The sequence below is a fragment of the Desulfitobacterium hafniense DCB-2 genome (assembly GCF_000021925.1).
Lineage (GTDB): Bacteria > Bacillota > Desulfitobacteriia > Desulfitobacteriales > Desulfitobacteriaceae > Desulfitobacterium > Desulfitobacterium hafniense.
On record NC_011830.1, the window covers coordinates 4,793,051 to 4,810,209 of the forward strand.

The following is a 17,159-nucleotide window of genomic DNA, read 5'->3' on the forward strand; positions in this document are numbered from 1 at the left end:
CCCAGCCATTGATTCCTAAATTTAGAAACCGACGGCTGGGCTGAACGCCTAGCTTATAATAGATTTAGAAGTGCTTTTGGGCTCTAGGGTTCTAAGAGAGTCTCCCCGGTAATGAGCCAGCGGGTATCTTTCTTCACCAAATTGGCTCGCACTTTAACCTGATGCTTGGTGCTTTCTCCCAGGGTCATTTGATTGCCGATATCATAGTCTTGTGCAACATAACTATAAACGGCCGTCAGTGTCGCCGAGGTCGAGGCCGCGGAGTCCACTTTCAGTTCGTCAAAGCGAATAGAACTGACTTCCATCCCCACGCCCTGAGCGATGAATGGTTCCGCCTGGCGGGCATGTTTTTCCAAAAGCTCTCCAGTATAAGCCTCTGCCAATTTGGCCCGGAAAGCGGTCATATCCGGGGATTTCCAGGCTTCAAACAATGTGGCTACATTAAGTTTGTAATCGGTCAGGATCGCTTGGGCCAGGTCTTCAGGAACATTGTTCGTTGCCTTTCCCGGCTCTAATTCCGCCGGGTCCAAAACTTCTTCTTCCGGGCTATAGGGGTGCAGTCCATCCATGCCGGCCTGGGGAGTCAAACCGCCTGATCCGAAAGGATTTAATCCATTGTCGGGGTTATTCGGGCTTAAAGCGGAACCTGAGGTAGAATCATTTAACATACCCCCTATGGCCCCGGTGGTGGATTGTGAGTCCTTATTCCAGAAAGCCAGCCGCGGATTGCCATCCTCCGGTGTGGTTGCCAGGGCATGGCCTACGACTCCGATGACTAAGCCCACCCCAAGGGCTACAGACCCAATGAGTAAATACATCTTACGCATAACAAAAATCTCCTTTTCCTGGATTCTATTCATAGCTTGACCAGGGAAAAGAGATTTTAGACACAAGCCCCTAACTATTTTTTGAATCGGGGGACAGGTCCCATTATTCAGCCGGGACCAAGGAAGGCTGCTCCCTGATCCCAGTCGGTTGCATTAAATACTGAGCCTGCGATAGACAAGATAGGAATAGGCCATGGGAACCACCGCAATGAGGACGATGACGATGCCAAAAAGAGGTTCCGTCCATGCTGCAGGGAGAACTCCGGCCAGGGCCATGAGTATACCTCCGACGATCCAGATAGGTCCGGCAAAACGATGGGTCTTTGCCCAGACTTCTTCATTAGCCAAGGTCCAGGGAGTCCGGATACCAAAGGTATAATTGAATTTGATTTTGCCGAAGTAATTGCCCAATAGAATAAAGATAATGCCAATTCCCGAGAAATACCAGCGGGGCAGGGTCTCCAAATAACCCAGGGCCACTGCTATAGTTCCCCAGTACATAAGGGACAAAAATGCTACCAGGGTAGTGCTGACGATCCAGAAAACCCGTCCCATCTTAAGGTAATTGGCCTTTTGAGGATCGATCCGGGGAATGATCCAAAACAAGATATAGACCCCCAGGGTGATCAAGGGCAAAAGAAAGGCGCCGGTCAAAGCACCGGAATACCCATCCACCTGTCCTGCAAGGTTCCAATGGGAGGGAACTTGTTCAGGGAGCCGGGGATAAGCCCAAATGCCAATGATAATATTAATGATAACAAGTATGCCTGCTATGACTTTAAGAAGTCTTCCATGAGTGCTGGTGTTTGTTTTTTCCATACATATTCCCCCTATGGCTTTGATTTAAATGATCTACTTTCGGGCCCTGGCTGTCTTCTGTGGAGTTTCATCAGAATCGTGGTCATCAGGAAAAAACTCCAATTCTTCAGGCTGCTTGCCTGTAAATTCCAGAAACCAACCCATAATGCCTTCGAAGACGGAAGTATTAAGAGTGTAATAGATATTCTGTCCCTGCCTTCGATCGCTGATGAGATCAGCCTGCTTCAGCATATTTAAATGATGGGAAATGCTTGGTTTGGTCATATCAAAATGATCGGCGATTTCTCCGGCTGTTAAATCTCCGGCCCGCAGGAGTTTAAGAATCTGACGGCGTGTTTTGTCTGAGAGGGCTTTAAAGGTTTCATTGAGCGGAGACATATTATCCCCCCTTAGGTTAGGTGCATTTAGATATTTAGATAATTTTCTAATCATCTTAATATTAGTTTAACCCATTGCAGTTTATACGTCAACAGGAAGGCCGGCGTAACCCTTCGGTAAAATCTGGTGCATCTGTCCCGTCTTAAAGAAACAAGACCTGACCCGTCGGTCAGATCTTGTTTCTTTAAAGCGCGCATTATTTTCATTTTATTCACCATGAAGCGAATCTACTTCACCGCTTCAACCTCTCTGACCATTATGAGCATTTCGGCCTTAAGCGCTCAAGGCCGGCAATGCTCCATGGAGAAGATCTTCTCACTTAGCTAGATCCTTTCTCAAGTGATGCAGCCTATTGTTACGCCGGCTGGTGCGCACTTTCGTTGCTTTTCCTGATACCTGCAGCATCGATTGAATCAAAATCGTTCTGCAGACCAAAACCCCTTTAGGGTTTTCTTCATACGTAAAAACGTTCTTCCTGTGCCATATTCAGTTGTCCTCTTGACTTGAACTCTATCTCAATGCTTTTGCTCATCATTACGTCGAACGGTCCTCTGCCCGTCACGGTATTGCATTCGATCTTTCGTGGAGAATCAGCCGCAATCTTTGACATACTCTTTACTTTTTCCATAGTGCATTTCCTTCCTATAGTCCCTGTAAAAAGTCGAACCCTCTACCGTTTTGTGGCAAATGGAGTGGCCCCGTAAATCTTCGAACTCTGATCATCACGCATGAGATGGGTGTCCAAATCATGAAGCTCCTGATGGAACTGCTCAATGCGAACTTTGTCCTTCGCATCAAAAGCATCGGCTCCACGATTCAGCAAGGCACTGAAGTATTCACTAAATTGTGCCGTTGGGTTGGTCTCGCCCTTTAAGCGTTGATCCCACAGGGATTTGTGGAATACGATATAGCGCTTAATGTCTTCTTCATTCATCTGGGGACCTGCATTAGGTCCAAATAAATACCCATCCACATACTGATGGATATTCCAAGCTGCACCAAAAACCAGATTCTGGGCATCTTGGCTCAAGCCATTCTCGCCAAAAAAGCCGGCGACAGATGGGGCTAAATTGATGTCTTTTGTATCGGGCTCTTTATATTTCTTTGGCCCTGAGACATCTCCCTGTGGAGTGGCATTGATACCTGGCGGTTCTGTCACTGTTACAGCAGGGCTAACCCCGGGGGATTGTCCAGGCGGACTTTCGGTTACATTAGGATCCTGAGGGTTCGCGCCTTCAACAGGAGGAGCTTGAATAACGACAGAATCTTTTTCGGGCGCTGCCTTATTCATAAAGACCTTCCAGGCACTCGGTCCATAGATTCCGCCGACAACCACCGCACCGGCCAGTACGAGGGTTCCCGCCAGAGTAAGGACCTTCTTTTTGTCGAACTCCATGAATCTCCCTCCTTTTTAATGGAATATAGTTCTTTACTATATTACCAATTTTTAGGAATAAAACCTGTCGCTTTTCCTGAATATCCCGACCCTTTTTCCGTCCTCAGCTTGTCCGATTTGGCATAAGTCTACCCAGGGGTACAAGCTTTCGCGAAAAAAGAACAGCAAATTCTATCGTGCTGGCAGTATGGGATTTTTATGGAGCAAAAAAGAGGGCTATGCCCTCTTTAAAAATCACGTTATTTATAGTGAGCAACCCCAGAATCAAGGGACCTGTCCCTGTGATTCGTACCTGTGATTCGTATTCACTCTCTCCGCTATTCATCCGATTCAATCCGTTGTTTGAGGTAGCGCATGAGAGGTTCGGCGAGATCTTCCCGGCGCAGGGCGTATTCAATGGTGGCTTGAACAAAACCCAGCTTGTCCCCCACATCATAACGCTGTCCGTCGAACTCATAAGCAAGAATCTCCTGGAACCTGGCCAGTTCTTTTAAACCGTCCGTAAGCTGGATCTCTCCTCCTTTGCCGGGGGGGATACTCTCCAAGATGCCAAAAATCTCGGGATTAAGAATATAGCGGCCCATGATAGCCAAACGGGCCTCAGGAGCATCCTCAGGCTGTGGCTTTTCCACCAGGTCCAGAGCCCGGTATAAGGAATCATCAAGAGGTACCGCGTCAACGATTCCATACTTTGAGGTATCTTCCAGGGGTACCTGTTGGACGCCAACGATACTGGCCCCATGCCGTTCGTAGACATGCATCATCTGCCTGAGGCAGGGTACTTCGGAATGGATAATATCATCGCCTAACAGGACGGCAAAGGGCTCGTTGCCGATGAATTTTCTGGCACAATAAATAGCGTGTCCCAGCCCCAAAGCTTCTTTCTGGCGCACATAATAAATATCCACCATCCGGGCTATATCCTGAACCATGTCCAGGAGTTCTTCCTTCTCACTTTTCTGAAGAAAGGTCTCCAATTCTATGGAGCGATCAAAATGGTCCTCAATGGCCCGCTTATTGCGGCCGGTGACAATGATAATATCTTCGATTCCGGAGTGAACGGCTTCCTCGACAATGTATTGAATGGTCGGTTTATCCACGATGGGAAGCATCTCTTTGGGCTGGGCTTTGGTAGCGGGTAAAAACCGGGTTCCCAAGCCTGCTGCCGGAATAATGGCCTTTCTAATCCGTCGCGTGCTCAATTCCTCTACTCCTTTTTAATTCGTTCGCATGTGTTTTGATATCTATCAACAGATATGTAAATTATAGCTGGATTTTGCTGGTTTGTATATATTATCCATAATCTTACTTAAGCTCATCATGAGTTGGGTAAAAAAGTGAAGCAAGAGAATAGTTCCCTTGCTTCACAATGGTTCTTATTTTTTAGGTTGGTTGGGTTTTTCCAGGACTTCATCAATCAGGCCGTATTCCTTGGCCTCTTCCGCCGTCATGTAGCGATCACGGTCTGTGTCCGCTTCGATTCGTTCGATGGTTTGGCCTGTGCGTTCAGCGAGAATGCGGTTCATACGTTCTTTGACCCGGAGTAAATGCTTGGCATGGATCTCGATCTCGGTAGCCTGGCCGGAGATTCCGCCGCCGCCGATTAAGGGCTGATGGATAAGGATCTCGGCATTGGGAAGAGCCTGGCGCTTGCCTTTAGCCCCGGCGGTTAAGAGGAAAGCTCCCATGCTGGCCGCCAAACCGACACAGATAGTATGGACGTCGGCGCGAATGTATTGCATGGTATCATAGATAGCCATCCCTGCGGAGATGGATCCTCCCGGGCTATTGATATATAAGAAAATATCCTTCTCAGGATCTTCCGCTTCCAGGAAAAGCATTTGGGCGACGACCAGATTGGCTACATCATCGGTAACCGGTCCCCCTAAGAAGATGATGCGATCTTTAAGCAGTCTTGAATAAATATCATAGGAACGCTCGCCACGATTGGTTTGTTCAATGACCATTGGCACTAAATAGCTCATTAAGAATCCTCCTTGTCTGTTCTTTAACCAGTAACTTGTCTGTTGTTAACTAGTAACCGTTAATTGTTCTCACTATATCCTTTCCCGATACTCTTATTTTAGTACAAAGGTCAATAAAGGTCAAATATAAATTAGCGACAAATTATAACTCATCGGCCAGCTTACTCAGGTAATGACCGACTTTTTTTACCCCTTCCACCATAGCGGCGATATTCTGGGTGTTGCCGGCCTGCTCTTGATTGATTCTGCCGCTCTGGCTTACACCTGCTGCAACAGCTTCGATGGTATCCCGAAAGTTCTTCAGAATGACCTGGATATCATTGGCCGAACGGCTGCTGTCTTCGGCTAGCTTGCGCACCTCTCCTGCCACCACTTGGAAGCCCCGACCCTGCTCTCCCGCCCGGGCAGCCTCGATGGCGGCATTAAGGCCCAATAAGTTGGTCTGGTTGGCGACCCGCCGAATAAAGTCGAGAATTTCTTCTGTGGCTTTAACCTGCTCATGGCCTTTCTGCGCCTGCACTGCCACCGATACCCCAATCGAAGTTACCTCATGGGAGGAGGCGACCATTTCTTCTATGGCTGCCGCTGCCTGATCGATGGATGCTGTCAGGGTTTGAACCTGCTCCCGAATGGTGGCCTTAATTTCTTCATCACGGATGGTGGTAACGACCATACCTGTAGCCACCTTAGCAATGGGTGTAATAATGGCTAAGGGCCCGGCAATGCCAAAGCTTCCGATCTTGGCTCCATTGAGCTTGATCGCCAGGCTGAACCCTTCCTTCATGCTTCCCCCTGAGCGTTCAGCATCTTCTGCGGTAACCACCGCGGTATCCTGGCTGCTGGTTAAAATCTTTTGGCTTCCTGCATGGATCACACCCAGCCGGGCTTTAGCCGAGTCAGCGATAATGCGGGCCGAAGGATCGCACACGATACTATGGTACCCGCTTTGTTCATAAATAAATTCTACAATTCTATTGGCGATAGCCGAAGTTAATTCCATCGTCGCACCCCTTTATCTGTTCTTGCTGTACATGCTATAAAAGAATATTCAGAGAATATCCTAACTAATATTCGGCATGGTGAGGATTGCCTTCAGAATTTCTTGTCAAAGCATTCTTGATATACTATATATATTCCTTTTTATTATGTAATAAAAGTATCTGCCAATAATGCGAAAGAGCAGTGCAAACCGAAGTTTGCACTGCTTAAGTCCCAACTTTTTCTCCTGAATCGTCTTCAGCTTATTGAACACATTATGGAGAACAAAGTGCCAGGCCCCTTAGCGGGCTGCTTGCTTTGCTCCTTTTTTACCTGCCTGGTAGGATTCAGCGAGAATTTGAACGGTATGCATGACATTTTCATGCAAGCCGGCATTCATCACACCACTGGTCAGTTGTAAACGACAGGCCGGGCAACCGGTGACCACTGTATCGGTGTGAGTTTGGGCAATGTCCGCAATTTTCTTGGCGCCGATCTGACCGGATAGATCCGGATGAACCAGATAGAAGGATCCGGCCATGCCGCAGCAACGATCCGGTTTTTTCATCTCAATAAATTCCAGACCGGGAATGGAGTTGAGGATCTGACGGGGTTCTTGATTGACCCCTTGACCACGGTTTAAGTGGCAGGGATCATGATAGGTCACTTTGCGTTGAACAGGTCCCAGCCCTTCTTTCTTATAGGGAACCTTATGAATAAGGAATTCCGCTATATCATAGGTCCGGGCTGCCCATTTGTCAGCTAAAGCTTTCATTTCCGAATCCTCTTCGAAAATCTGCGGGAAAGTGTGCTTCCATGCTTCCCCACAGGAAGAACAGTTGGAAATGATCACATCAGGGTTCAGCTTTTCAAAAGCCAGCAGATTGCGGCGAGCGCAAGCCTTGGCCGATTCCACATCCCCATTGACGGCTGCGGGAGTTCCGCAACAGCCTTGATCTTTAGGAACGACAATTTCACAGTCGTTTTCCTTTAAGACATCGACGACGGCCTTACCCATATCGGTGTAGAAGTAGTTGGTCATACAGCCGATATAGTAGCCCACCCGCATTTTGGGCTCTTTTACTTTGGTGACTTCAGGAAGTTCATCTTTTAAGGGGCGGGGAGCAAGGTTGGGCAGGATCTTTTCCTTACCGATGCCGATATCAATACGGAGACGAGCTCCTTTATCACTGCCGTGAACACGTTTCATAGCCAGCCCCTGGAAAGTGCTGCCCATCTTCATGCCAAAGTCAAAGAGACGGTTGGCTTTGAGGGCGGTAAAGGCAATCTTCTTGACTGGATGGAGGCCTTTTTTACGAACGGCTTCAGCCCGGGCTGCCAGAATAATTTTATCAAAGCGAACTCCACAAGGACAAATCTTATTGCAGGCCATACAGGTGGTGCAGAGGGATAGACGGTCGGCAATGCCTTCTGTCATCTCTACCTCACCCTTCATGACCATCTGAACCAAGCTGATTTTCCCCCGTGCCACCGAGACTTCCCGGCGGTTTTCTTTGTAGATGGGGCAAACTTCTTGGCAGTTTCCGCATTTCATACATTTATTTAATTCGTCTTGGATGGAGTCAAGTGAACTGTAAATACTCACCTTAGTCCCTCCTCACCATTTTACCAGGGTTAATGCGATAATCAGGGTCACATGCTTCTTTGATATCTTTCAGGAGCTTTACACCGGCCTCACCGAATTCCAGAGGCAAGAACTTGGCTTTAGCCATGCCGATACCATGCTCACCGGAAAGAGTTCCGCCCAAGGATACGGCTACCTGGAAGATTTCCTCGACAGCCTTATCCACGCGTTCCATTTCTTCCTTGTTGTTCTCATCGGTCAGAATCGTGGGATGGAGATTGCCATCACCGGCATGACCGAAGGTTCCGATCAAGAGATCATATTTTTCAGCGATTTGGCGGATAGCTTTAATCATGTGGGGAATCTTGCTGCGGGGAACAGTAGCGTCCTCCAGTACAGTGGTCGGTCTGCGCTGAGCCAGGGCAGGCAGGGCATTCCGGCGAGCCAGCCAGATCTTGTCCCGTTCTTCATCGGTCTTAGCCACATTGATTTCTACAGCGCCCTGCTCTTTAAGAATCTTCTCTACCAGAGCTGCTTCACGCTCAACGGCTTCCTTATAGCCATCTACTTCACAGAGCAAAATTGCTTCAGCATCCACAGGAAGTCCGGCATGGGTGAAGTTTTCTACCGTGCGGATGGTGATATTGTCCATGATTTCCAGGGTTGCGGGAATAACCTTGTTGCGGATAATGGCGGCAATGGCATTTCCTGCTTTATCGATATCATCAAATACGCCGAGGAGTGCTTTTCTGGCTTCGGGTACGGGATTCAGCTTGACAATGATCTCGGTGATGATACCCAGGGTCCCTTCAGCGCCGGTAAATAAAGCGGTCAGGTCATAACCGGTCACATTTTTCACTGTTTTGCCGCCCCATTTGATGATATCCCCATTAGCGCGAACCAGCTTCATGCCCATCACATAATGCTTGGTCACCCCGTATTTCAGCCCACGCAGACCACCGGAGGACTCGGAGACAGAACCGCCCATGGTGGCAGTTTTTACTGTACCGGGATCGGGAGGATAGAAAAGGCCATGCTCTAAGGCCGCATCATTTAAATCTTGAATGATCACACCGGGTTGAACAGTCGCCGTCAGGTTCTCAGCGTCCACCTCGATGATCTGGTTCATATGCAGCATGGACATAACGATTCCTTTTTCAATAGGAATGGTCCCGCCGCTGAGGTTGGTAGCCGATCCCCGCGGATAAACGGGAAGATCATACTTGGTGGCAATCTTCATGACTTCCGAGACTTGTTCCGTGGTCTTTGGGGTAACAAAGACATCCGGAGTTTGATGAGGCATAGCTGCTGTGGCGTCATAAGAGTAAGACAGGAGTTCTTCATGCTCCGTGACCACATTCTCTTTGCCCAGGACTTGGATCAGTTCATTCAAAGCTTCCGCTTTTAACATAACAATAAATCCTCCTTATGTGGAATTAAAATAATGAATAAGCTATAATGAGTACGCATCCACTGGTCTGACCATCCTATGATACGCTGTGTTATTACACTATACTATTCGGTGAGATTTGATAAATTCCTACATTGGGAAAAAAAGAACTTTTCGATTAAAAAAAACTTTCTGATTATACCTCATTTATTCGCATTTTCAGATTTGAGAATGAGTTTGCCCGGCCTGGCGAGGGAAATGTGCGGAATTAGATGTTGCAGGGTACTAGCCCCTGCCCTGTACAATATGATATAATTTTTACGCAAGTAAGAATTATTAAAAAAAACAAGCGGTGATCAATGATCTAAATTGCGAGGTAAAAGAAATGGATATTCGACCGATTAAAAGCAAACGGACCACTGAAATTATCTTAGATCAAATTAAAGAGCTTATTGTGAAAGGCGAACTTTCTCAGGGAGATAAGCTCCTTACCGAAAATGAACTTTCGGAACGTTTCCAGGTCTCACGGACTTCGGTCCGGGAAGCCCTGGCTGCTCTGAGCTTAACAGGAATTTTAGAGATCCGCCAAGGGGGCGGCATCTATGTCAAGGCGAATGCCTCCAACGCTATTATCGAGCCCTTGACTTTTATTCTCCTGTTGGAAAAGAATAAGCTGCAGAATATTCTTGAGGTCCGCAAAGCTTTGGAAGTGGAGGCTGCCGGTTTAGCCGCCCTGCGCCGCAACGAGGAAGAGTTGGCAACCCTTGGAGATCTCATTGAGCAGATGGAAAATGATTTGCCGGATGCCCAGAACAGTGAGGCCCTTGATTTAAAATTCCATCTGACCTTAGCCAAGGCCAGCGAGAATCCTCTCCTCGACCGGATGATGAATACTGTTCAGGAAATTATGGGCCAGACTTTGCAAGTGACCCGAGCCCTTTGGATGTCGGCTACCACCGAAGGGACTTCATACCGGCTTTTTGAAGATCACCGAAATATTTACGAAATGATCCGGGACCAAAATGCGGATATGGCCCGCAAATTGACCTATGAACACCTGCGCAAAGTGGAATTGGAGCTGGGTAAATATCGGGAAGAGGAAGAATAACACTTAACTTGGTCAAATGAAAGAGGAGGGCGCTTTGCCCTCCTCTTTCATTTAATAACTCAGGTGAATCATATTCACCTAGGATGAATCACGGGACCTGTCCCCATGATTCACTAGGCTGTGACGGTTTCACTGGATTCTGAGGCTGCTTTTCTTTTACCCTTTCTTTTCAGGAAATTCTTAAAGTCTTCATTGATAGTGTAGATTACCGGAACCAGAATGAGGGTGGAAAGGGTGGATAGAGTCATACCAAAGATAACCACGATAGCCATGGGAGCCATGGTCTCTGCGCCCTCCCCTATGCCCACAGCCATGGGAATAAGGCCCAGCGCTGTAGCCAGTGAGGTCATCATGATGGGGCGTAAACGGATGGGGCCGGCATTCTCAATGGCTTCTTCACGTCCATCGCCCATCTCACGGCGCTTATTAATATAGTCTACCAAGACAATGGCATTACTTACTACGATACCCGTAAGGAGAATGAGCCCGATAAAGGCCGGAACGCTGATCGTGCTCCTGGTAATAAAGAGGCCCAGCATTCCTCCCGAAAAGCCCATAGGCAGCGAGAAAATAATCGTGAAGGGATGGATCAGGGACTCAAACTGAGCGGCCAGAATCATGTAGACCAGGACAATCGCCAGGATTAAAGCCATCCCTAAGTCTTGGAAGGATTTAACCATTTCTTCATTTTCTCCGCCCATATCATAGGTGTAGCCATTGGGAAGAGGATAATTGTTGAGCTTGGCTTGAATATCATTGGTGACGCTGACCAGATCCCGGCCCACAATATCACTGCTCACATGAACGACACGAGCCTGGCCTGAACGCTCAATGGCTGTGGGGCCGCGTTCAATGGTCACCTCGGCGATCTGGCTTAAAGGCACATCTGTACCAAGAGGTGTTGTGATGGGGGTTTGTTCTAAATTGGATAGGGATTGCTTAAAGGTATCATCACCTGTGATGACCACGTTGATCTCTTTTCCTTCATAGCGATATCTTGTGGCCGTGGTCCCGGAAAGAGTACCTTTCAGACCATTGGCAATCTGATAGGCGGTAAGCCCGTATTTAGAGGCCTTCTCCCGGTCAATTGCCACCTGGACTTCAGGAATTCCTTCCCCCATGCTGGTTTTTACTTCCCGGGTTCCTTCCACAGAGGCCACCATGGCCTGAATATCTGTGGCAATCTGCTGCAGCTGGTCGAGTTCGTCCCCTTTAATCGCTATATCGATAGGGGTCGTTGTTCCCATGGACATCATATCGGTCACCGCGACTTCGATTTTGGCTCCGGGAATATCCTTAGTCAAAGCACGAAGTTCCTCGGCCACTTCATCAACACTGCGCTCCCGCTCCATAAGCGGAACCAGCTGGATTGTAATGGAGCCTGAATTCCCTGATGCACCACCAAAGGACATCAGTCCTCCCCCTCCGACCTGAGCGAAGGCTGTTTGGACCTCCTCAATTCCTTCCAGGTGTTTTTCCACTTCGGCAATGGCGGCATCTGTATCCTCTAATTGAGCTCCGTCAGGCAGTTTTACACTCACTGTCATCTGTCCCGCGTCAGAGGAAGGCATGAATTCTGCTCCCACAAATAAAGTGGTAGCTCCGGAGAGAACAAAGATGAGAATGGAGCCCACGACGATGGTTTTGCGATGACCAAGAGCATAGTGAAGAAAGCGCCGATAGCTTTTCTCAATCCGGCCAAAGCCGTTATCAAAGCCCCGGCCAAAGCCGTCAAAAAGGCCTCTGAGCCCTTTTCGGCCCACAGGAATCTCCCCAACCTTCATGATTTTAGCGGATAAGGCGGGAACCAAGGTCAGGGATACGAGCAGGGAAGCACCTAAGGATATCCCTACGGTGAGAGCAAGATCCCGGAAAAGGGTGGCTGTCAGGCCTTCAACGAAGACAATAGGTAAAAATACGGCTACGGTGGTCAGGGTCGAGGCTGTAATCGCCATTCCTACTTCTGACACCCCTTTAATGGCGGCATCAAATTTGGAATGTCCGGCCTCCCGGAAGCGGTAGATGTTTTCCAGAGCTACGATATTGTCGTCGACCAGACGTCCCATGGCCAGACTCAATCCGCCTAAGGTCATCATATTGATGCTGACATCCATAAAATACAGGCAGGCAAAGGTCGCCATAACGGCAATGGGGATGGCGGTTGCTGTAATAAAGGTGGTGCGCAGGTTATGGAAAAAGACGAAAAGGATGCCGATGGCCAGAATACCGGCGAGAAGGGCTTCTTTGAACACGGTATTAATGGTCTCTTTGATATACACCGATTCATCATAGACTGTGTCCAGGGTCAGTTCCGGGAATTCTGCTTTTAATTCGCCGATAGCCTTGGTAATGTCTTCGGCAACGGCCACGGTGTTGACTCCGGATTGTTTCTGAATAGCAATGCTGACACTTTGTAAGCCGTTGGTGCGGGAAATAGTGGTCACATCGGTGTGGCCAAGTTCCACATCGGCAATATCTTTTAACCGGACCTGTCCCCCTGTGTTGAGAGGAATCAGGAGGTTTTCTATCTCTTCGAGAGTTTGAAACTCACCTGTGGTACGGATGGTTAGATCCTGGTTGCCCTTTTTAACTTCCCCGGCGGGAGAATTAAGGTTTTCTGCCGCAAGGATACCGGACAGAGTACTGATGCTTAGACCATAGCCTTGCATTTTTTCCTGATGGGTTTTTATTTTTACTTCATTTTCGTAGCCACCGCTGATGGAGACTGAGGCAACCCCTTTGACCCGTTCCATCCGCGGCTTGATTTCATCCTCAGCCAGGGCCTGCAACTGGGCTAAATCCACATTTGCCGAAGACATGGTCAGTTGCATGATGGGCATCATGGAGATGTCGATTTTGAGAACCATGGGTGAACCGGCCCCTTCGGGCAACGCGAATTTAATCATATCCACCTTTTCGCGCATTTGCAGAGTGGCAAAGTTCATATCGGTTCCCGTTTTAAAGGAGGCCATGACGATGGACGTACCTTCTGTGGTGGTGGAGGTTACGATATCAATGTTTTCGGTGGAAGATACGGCTCCTTCAATAGGATTCGTAATCAATTTTTCAATTTCCTGAGGACCAACTCCCGAGTATTCGGTCATGACGATGGCCATGGGAAGTTCAAACTCCGGAAAAAGGTCAATGGGCAGACGGGTCAAGGAGACGGTTCCTAAGAGAATGACGATCAAAACCGTCATGATAATGGTAACAGGGCGCTTGACGGAGGTTTCCGCTAGTTTCAAGATTCGCTCCCCCCTACCACCTTGACTTTGCTTCCTTGCTCAACTAAGGTTTGGCCTTTGACAATCACTTGCTCTCCGGCCTGCAGGCCTTCGCGGATCTCCACTTCAGCCCCGGTATCCAGGCCGGAGACCACCTTCTTGGCGACAGCGCGCTCCTCTTCAACCACAAAGACTACATATTCTCCGTTTTTCAAAACAACGGCTTCACTGTTGACAGCAAGGACATTCTCTTTGGTTGCGGTGGGAATCTCAACTTTAGCGAACATGCCCGGCTTAACCAGATTTTCTGTATTCTCAATGGTCACTTTAACAGGATAGAGGCCGAGCTGTTGATTCGCTGCCGGAGCAAGGCTGGTTAAGACGCCTTTGATCTCCTTTTGCCCGGCGGAATTAATGATGACGGTTGCTTCTTGTCCCACTTTAAGGGTATTGACAATATTCTCAGGAACACTTAAGGAAACATAAAGAGCATCCAATTGGGTAACCGTCACGGCTGCCGTGGCTTGAGAAGCCATTTGCCCCACCACTACATTAAGAGCGGCAACGGTTCCGCTGACGGGTGCCGTTACGGTCATATCGGATATAGCGTCATGAGCCTGGTTATAGCCCAGTTGAGCCTGCTCCACCTGGAGCTGAACTGCTTTAAGGTTATTCTCCAAGGAGGTAACCTGATCTTCAATACCTTCAAACTGGACTTTGGAAATAGCTCCGGCTTCGTAAAGGGCTCTTTGCCGTTCCAGATTCTCCTTGGCCGAATCCAGGGAATCCTTGGTCATCTGATAAGACAGCTCAGCACTTTTTACGGCTATAGCCGCCGTATCGACAGATTTCTGCAGGTCAACCGTATCCATCGTGAAGAGCACTTGTCCTGCCTGGACCGTATCCCCTACCTTGACGTTAATATTGGTAACCTTTCCCGGCATTTTAGGAACGATAGAGACTTCTTGATCTGAGATTACCTTCCCACTGAAAACCACCGTCTCTACTAAAGTCTTGGCCGCAGCCGGCTGAACTTCAACAGGAATATAGGATTCTTCTTCAACTACCGCCTGGGCTGCTTGGGAACCGCACCCCGTAGCGGTCAGGGTCAAGCCGATGATTAGGGCAGTTGATAATAAACGAAACCTTAACTTCATATAATCGTAATCCTCCATTTGGGTCTAAGCCCTAAGTTTTTGATGTGTAAGGAACTTTTGCTCTTTCGTCATGTTCTTTTTTTAATAATAAGGTCGAGAATAAGGTTTAGGTAATGAGTATGTATGCTGATGACCAAGGCGGCGGGTTTTAGTAAAGGAGGCCTGTAAGGATGGTCTTAGCGATCCCTGTATGATCGATCTCCTGAGGCGTAAAGTTCTCTTCTATAAGTTTCTTGAATACGTATTGATTCACTCCTCCGATGATTACCGCAACAGCCATCTCCGGATCGACATCAGAACGAATCTCCTGGATTTCCATCCCTCTTCTAACCTCATCTTCGATGGTTTTATAGACCAAATTCCAGTCGCTCTTCATCTGTGTCTTCATGTCTTCGGGCAGGGCTTGATGGGCAATATGTGAGTTCATCAGCACGGCATGAGCGTTCAGGAATTCTGCACCATACATGGATAAGTTCCTAATCTTCCCCAACATGTCTTCCCCTTCCGCCAAGGTCTTTAATAGCCCTTCTTGGAAACACTTGGTACAATAATGAATCATTTCTAAAAACAAGGCATTTTTACTGTCAAAGTACTCGTAAATCGTACCTTTTCCTACCCCCGCCTCCTTGGCGATATCCTCCATCTTTGCCCCCTCAAATCCTACCCCGGAAATAACTTTGAGGGCTGCCTTGAGGATTTCTATGCGCTTTTCTTCTTTTCCCACGTTAAGGATCCTCCGTTTTAATTCTTGCCAAGCGAACCCGACCACTTTCTCCCTTGTCAGGTAAACGCTTTTTTTGATCACATTTGGATTCACACTTGGTTCTCATATCCCCCCTTCTGAAAGACCATTTTCGGCAAGCCTATGGGAGCTTTACCTGTCTTTGCAATCGCAAATAATATAGATTATTAAATTATCCATCTGTTCAGAACCGACTGTTCGGTCAGTCTATATTATTGTAATGCCAGATGCTTTGTGGAGTCAAATTAAATTCCATTTTTTAATCTATTTTTAATGTAGCTTTATTAACTCCAGCAAAGGGCTGTAGCCGTAATTCAAGATTACAAAAAGAAGTCCTCCCACGATCCCCCCCACCAGGGAGCCATTGATACGGATCCATTGAAGATCGTTGCCTGCTTTATCTTCGATGAAATGGTTCAGTTCCTCATTGCTTAAGCTCTCCAGAGTATCACGGACGGTTTGGCCGATCACTGCATGTTCGCTTTGTAAGGCTTGGGCCAGCACATCCTGAACAAATTGATCAACCAGAGCATGGAAATGAGTGTCTTCCTTCAGAGCAGGCCACCAAGCAGCCAGCATTGGTTCCAGTACATGGTCAAGTGCCTGACCGGAAGGAAGCCTTCCTGCTTGCAAGCTGACTTGCACCTGCTCCAGAAGGCTTTCCAGAAAAGGCTGAAGTGTGGTTTCCGCGAGCAGGGTGTTTTTCCAGCTCTCCAGGGTATTTAGTGCATCAGGATCCCGCTCCCAGCTTTGCAGTTTCTCAAGTATAAGTTCCTTTAGCTGACCTCTTACGGGATGATAAGGGGCCTGGAGCTCTCTTAAATGGAGGATGAGCTCGATCTGCAGATCCTCTGCTGCCTCATCCAGATTGATGCCGTCGGTGACCTGAAACAGCCCCAGGATCGTTTTCTGAAGCTTGCCCCCGTTGCCTATTTGTTTTTCCTGGATTTGCCCGAGAACTTGAATCAACAGTTCCTTGGCCCGGGGCGTGGTGGCCAGGTCGATACCTTTGTCGATTCCCTCCTTGAGCAAGGGGTCAAGTTCATCCTTTTCAACTATGATACGTAGCTTGGCAAGAAAAAGTTTCGCTAAGCCTGAATCCATAAGCTTATTTCTGATCATAGATTCTAAAACTGCAGCAGACTCAGGTATCTTCAGGTTTTGGCACTCTTTCCCTAAAGCTGTGCCCAGCTTTTCGGCAAGAAATGCTGCTCCTCCGGATTTTTCTACTTTACTGATCAACCAGGGACTGAGGCGGAAGCCTTGTATTTTTTGGCGCAGGAGATTCTCACTGAGCAGTTCGTTTTGAACCATGATTACTATTGCTTCCACCATCTTCTCCCGATTGCGGGGAATCAAGGCCGTATGATAGGGCCAGCCCAAAGGTTTGCGGAACAAGGCTGTCACGGCAAACCAGTCTGCCAGTCCCCCGACAAGGGCTGCCTCACTGACAAAGAGGAAGAAGTGAATCCCTGGAGCCGTGGGATAGGTGAACCTTAATCCTGCGGCAATGAGAAACACTATAAAAACGCTTCCCAAAACTCTATTGGCTTTACGATGATAGTCCATG

General features: G+C 48.0%; 14 protein-coding genes. 1 reads left to right on the top strand and 13 read right to left on the bottom strand.

The window, feature by feature from the left end; all coding sequences use genetic code 11:
* Positions 1–83: 83 nt before the first annotated feature.
* The 9 genes from DHAF_RS22530 to DHAF_RS22570 all read right to left on the bottom strand — a co-directional run bounded on the left by DHAF_RS22530 (position 84) and on the right by DHAF_RS22570 (position 9,379).
* Positions 84–827, bottom strand: coding sequence for a hypothetical protein (locus tag DHAF_RS22530; RefSeq protein WP_015945275.1), 744 nt, complete (start codon positions 825–827; stop codon positions 84–86).
* A 153-nt stretch (positions 828–980) separates the two neighbouring features.
* Positions 981–1,646 (bottom strand): SdpI family protein, encoded by a 666-nt coding sequence (locus DHAF_RS22535; protein ID WP_005817114.1) that lies wholly within the window; start codon positions 1,644–1,646, stop codon positions 981–983.
* A gap of 33 nt (positions 1,647–1,679) precedes the next feature.
* Positions 1,680–2,024 (bottom strand): autorepressor SdpR family transcription factor, encoded by a 345-nt coding sequence (locus tag DHAF_RS22540; RefSeq protein ID WP_015945276.1) that lies wholly within the window; start codon positions 2,022–2,024, stop codon positions 1,680–1,682.
* Between the two features lie 670 nt (positions 2,025–2,694).
* Positions 2,695–3,420 carry a hypothetical protein gene (locus DHAF_RS22545; protein WP_005817118.1) on the bottom strand — a complete coding sequence of 242 codons (726 nt, stop codon included), beginning with the start codon at positions 3,418–3,420 and terminating at the stop codon, positions 2,695–2,697.
* A 317-nt stretch (positions 3,421–3,737) separates the two neighbouring features.
* On the bottom strand, positions 3,738–4,622 hold the full coding sequence (galU, locus tag DHAF_RS22550) for a UTP--glucose-1-phosphate uridylyltransferase GalU (protein ID WP_005817120.1): 885 nt from the start codon (positions 4,620–4,622) through the stop codon (positions 3,738–3,740).
* A gap of 174 nt (positions 4,623–4,796) precedes the next feature.
* Positions 4,797–5,405, bottom strand: a complete 609-nt coding sequence (gene clpP / locus DHAF_RS22555; protein WP_011461047.1) for an ATP-dependent Clp endopeptidase proteolytic subunit ClpP — start codon at positions 5,403–5,405, stop codon at positions 4,797–4,799.
* Between the two features lie 142 nt (positions 5,406–5,547).
* Positions 5,548–6,405 (bottom strand): sugar diacid recognition domain-containing protein, encoded by an 858-nt coding sequence (locus tag DHAF_RS22560; RefSeq protein WP_005817124.1) that lies wholly within the window; start codon positions 6,403–6,405, stop codon positions 5,548–5,550.
* A gap of 279 nt (positions 6,406–6,684) precedes the next feature.
* Positions 6,685–7,989: a (Fe-S)-binding protein gene (locus DHAF_RS22565; protein ID WP_011461049.1), complete on the bottom strand. Its 1,305-nt coding sequence runs from the start codon at positions 7,987–7,989 to the stop codon at positions 6,685–6,687.
* Between the two features lies 1 nt (position 7,990).
* Positions 7,991–9,379: an FAD-binding oxidoreductase gene (locus DHAF_RS22570; protein WP_005817128.1), complete on the bottom strand. Its 1,389-nt coding sequence runs from the start codon at positions 9,377–9,379 to the stop codon at positions 7,991–7,993.
* A gap of 364 nt (positions 9,380–9,743) precedes the next feature.
* Between DHAF_RS22570 and DHAF_RS22575 the strand changes: the two genes are divergently transcribed.
* Positions 9,744–10,466 (top strand): FadR/GntR family transcriptional regulator, encoded by a 723-nt coding sequence (locus DHAF_RS22575; RefSeq protein WP_015945278.1) that lies wholly within the window; start codon positions 9,744–9,746, stop codon positions 10,464–10,466.
* A 113-nt stretch (positions 10,467–10,579) separates the two neighbouring features.
* On the opposite strand, the gene DHAF_RS22580 is transcribed toward DHAF_RS22575, so the two are convergent.
* The 4 genes from DHAF_RS22580 to DHAF_RS22595 all read right to left on the bottom strand — a co-directional run bounded on the left by DHAF_RS22580 (position 10,580) and on the right by DHAF_RS22595 (position 17,158).
* On the bottom strand, positions 10,580–13,711 hold the full coding sequence (locus DHAF_RS22580) for an efflux RND transporter permease subunit (protein WP_015945279.1): 3,132 nt from the start codon (positions 13,709–13,711) through the stop codon (positions 10,580–10,582).
* Positions 13,708–14,847, bottom strand: a complete 1,140-nt coding sequence (locus tag DHAF_RS22585) for an efflux RND transporter periplasmic adaptor subunit (protein WP_015945280.1) — start codon at positions 14,845–14,847, stop codon at positions 13,708–13,710. The genes DHAF_RS22580 and DHAF_RS22585 overlap by 4 nt, the downstream gene beginning before the upstream one ends.
* Positions 14,848–14,995: 148 nt before the next feature.
* The gene (locus DHAF_RS22590; RefSeq protein WP_018212282.1) at positions 14,996–15,652 is read right to left on the bottom strand and encodes a TetR/AcrR family transcriptional regulator; all 657 of its coding nucleotides are present in this window, start codon (positions 15,650–15,652) and stop codon (positions 14,996–14,998) included.
* A 207-nt stretch (positions 15,653–15,859) separates the two neighbouring features.
* Positions 15,860–17,158 carry a DUF445 domain-containing protein gene (locus tag DHAF_RS22595; protein ID WP_015945283.1) on the bottom strand — a complete coding sequence of 433 codons (1,299 nt, stop codon included), beginning with the start codon at positions 17,156–17,158 and terminating at the stop codon, positions 15,860–15,862.
* Position 17,159 lies beyond the last annotated feature (1 nt).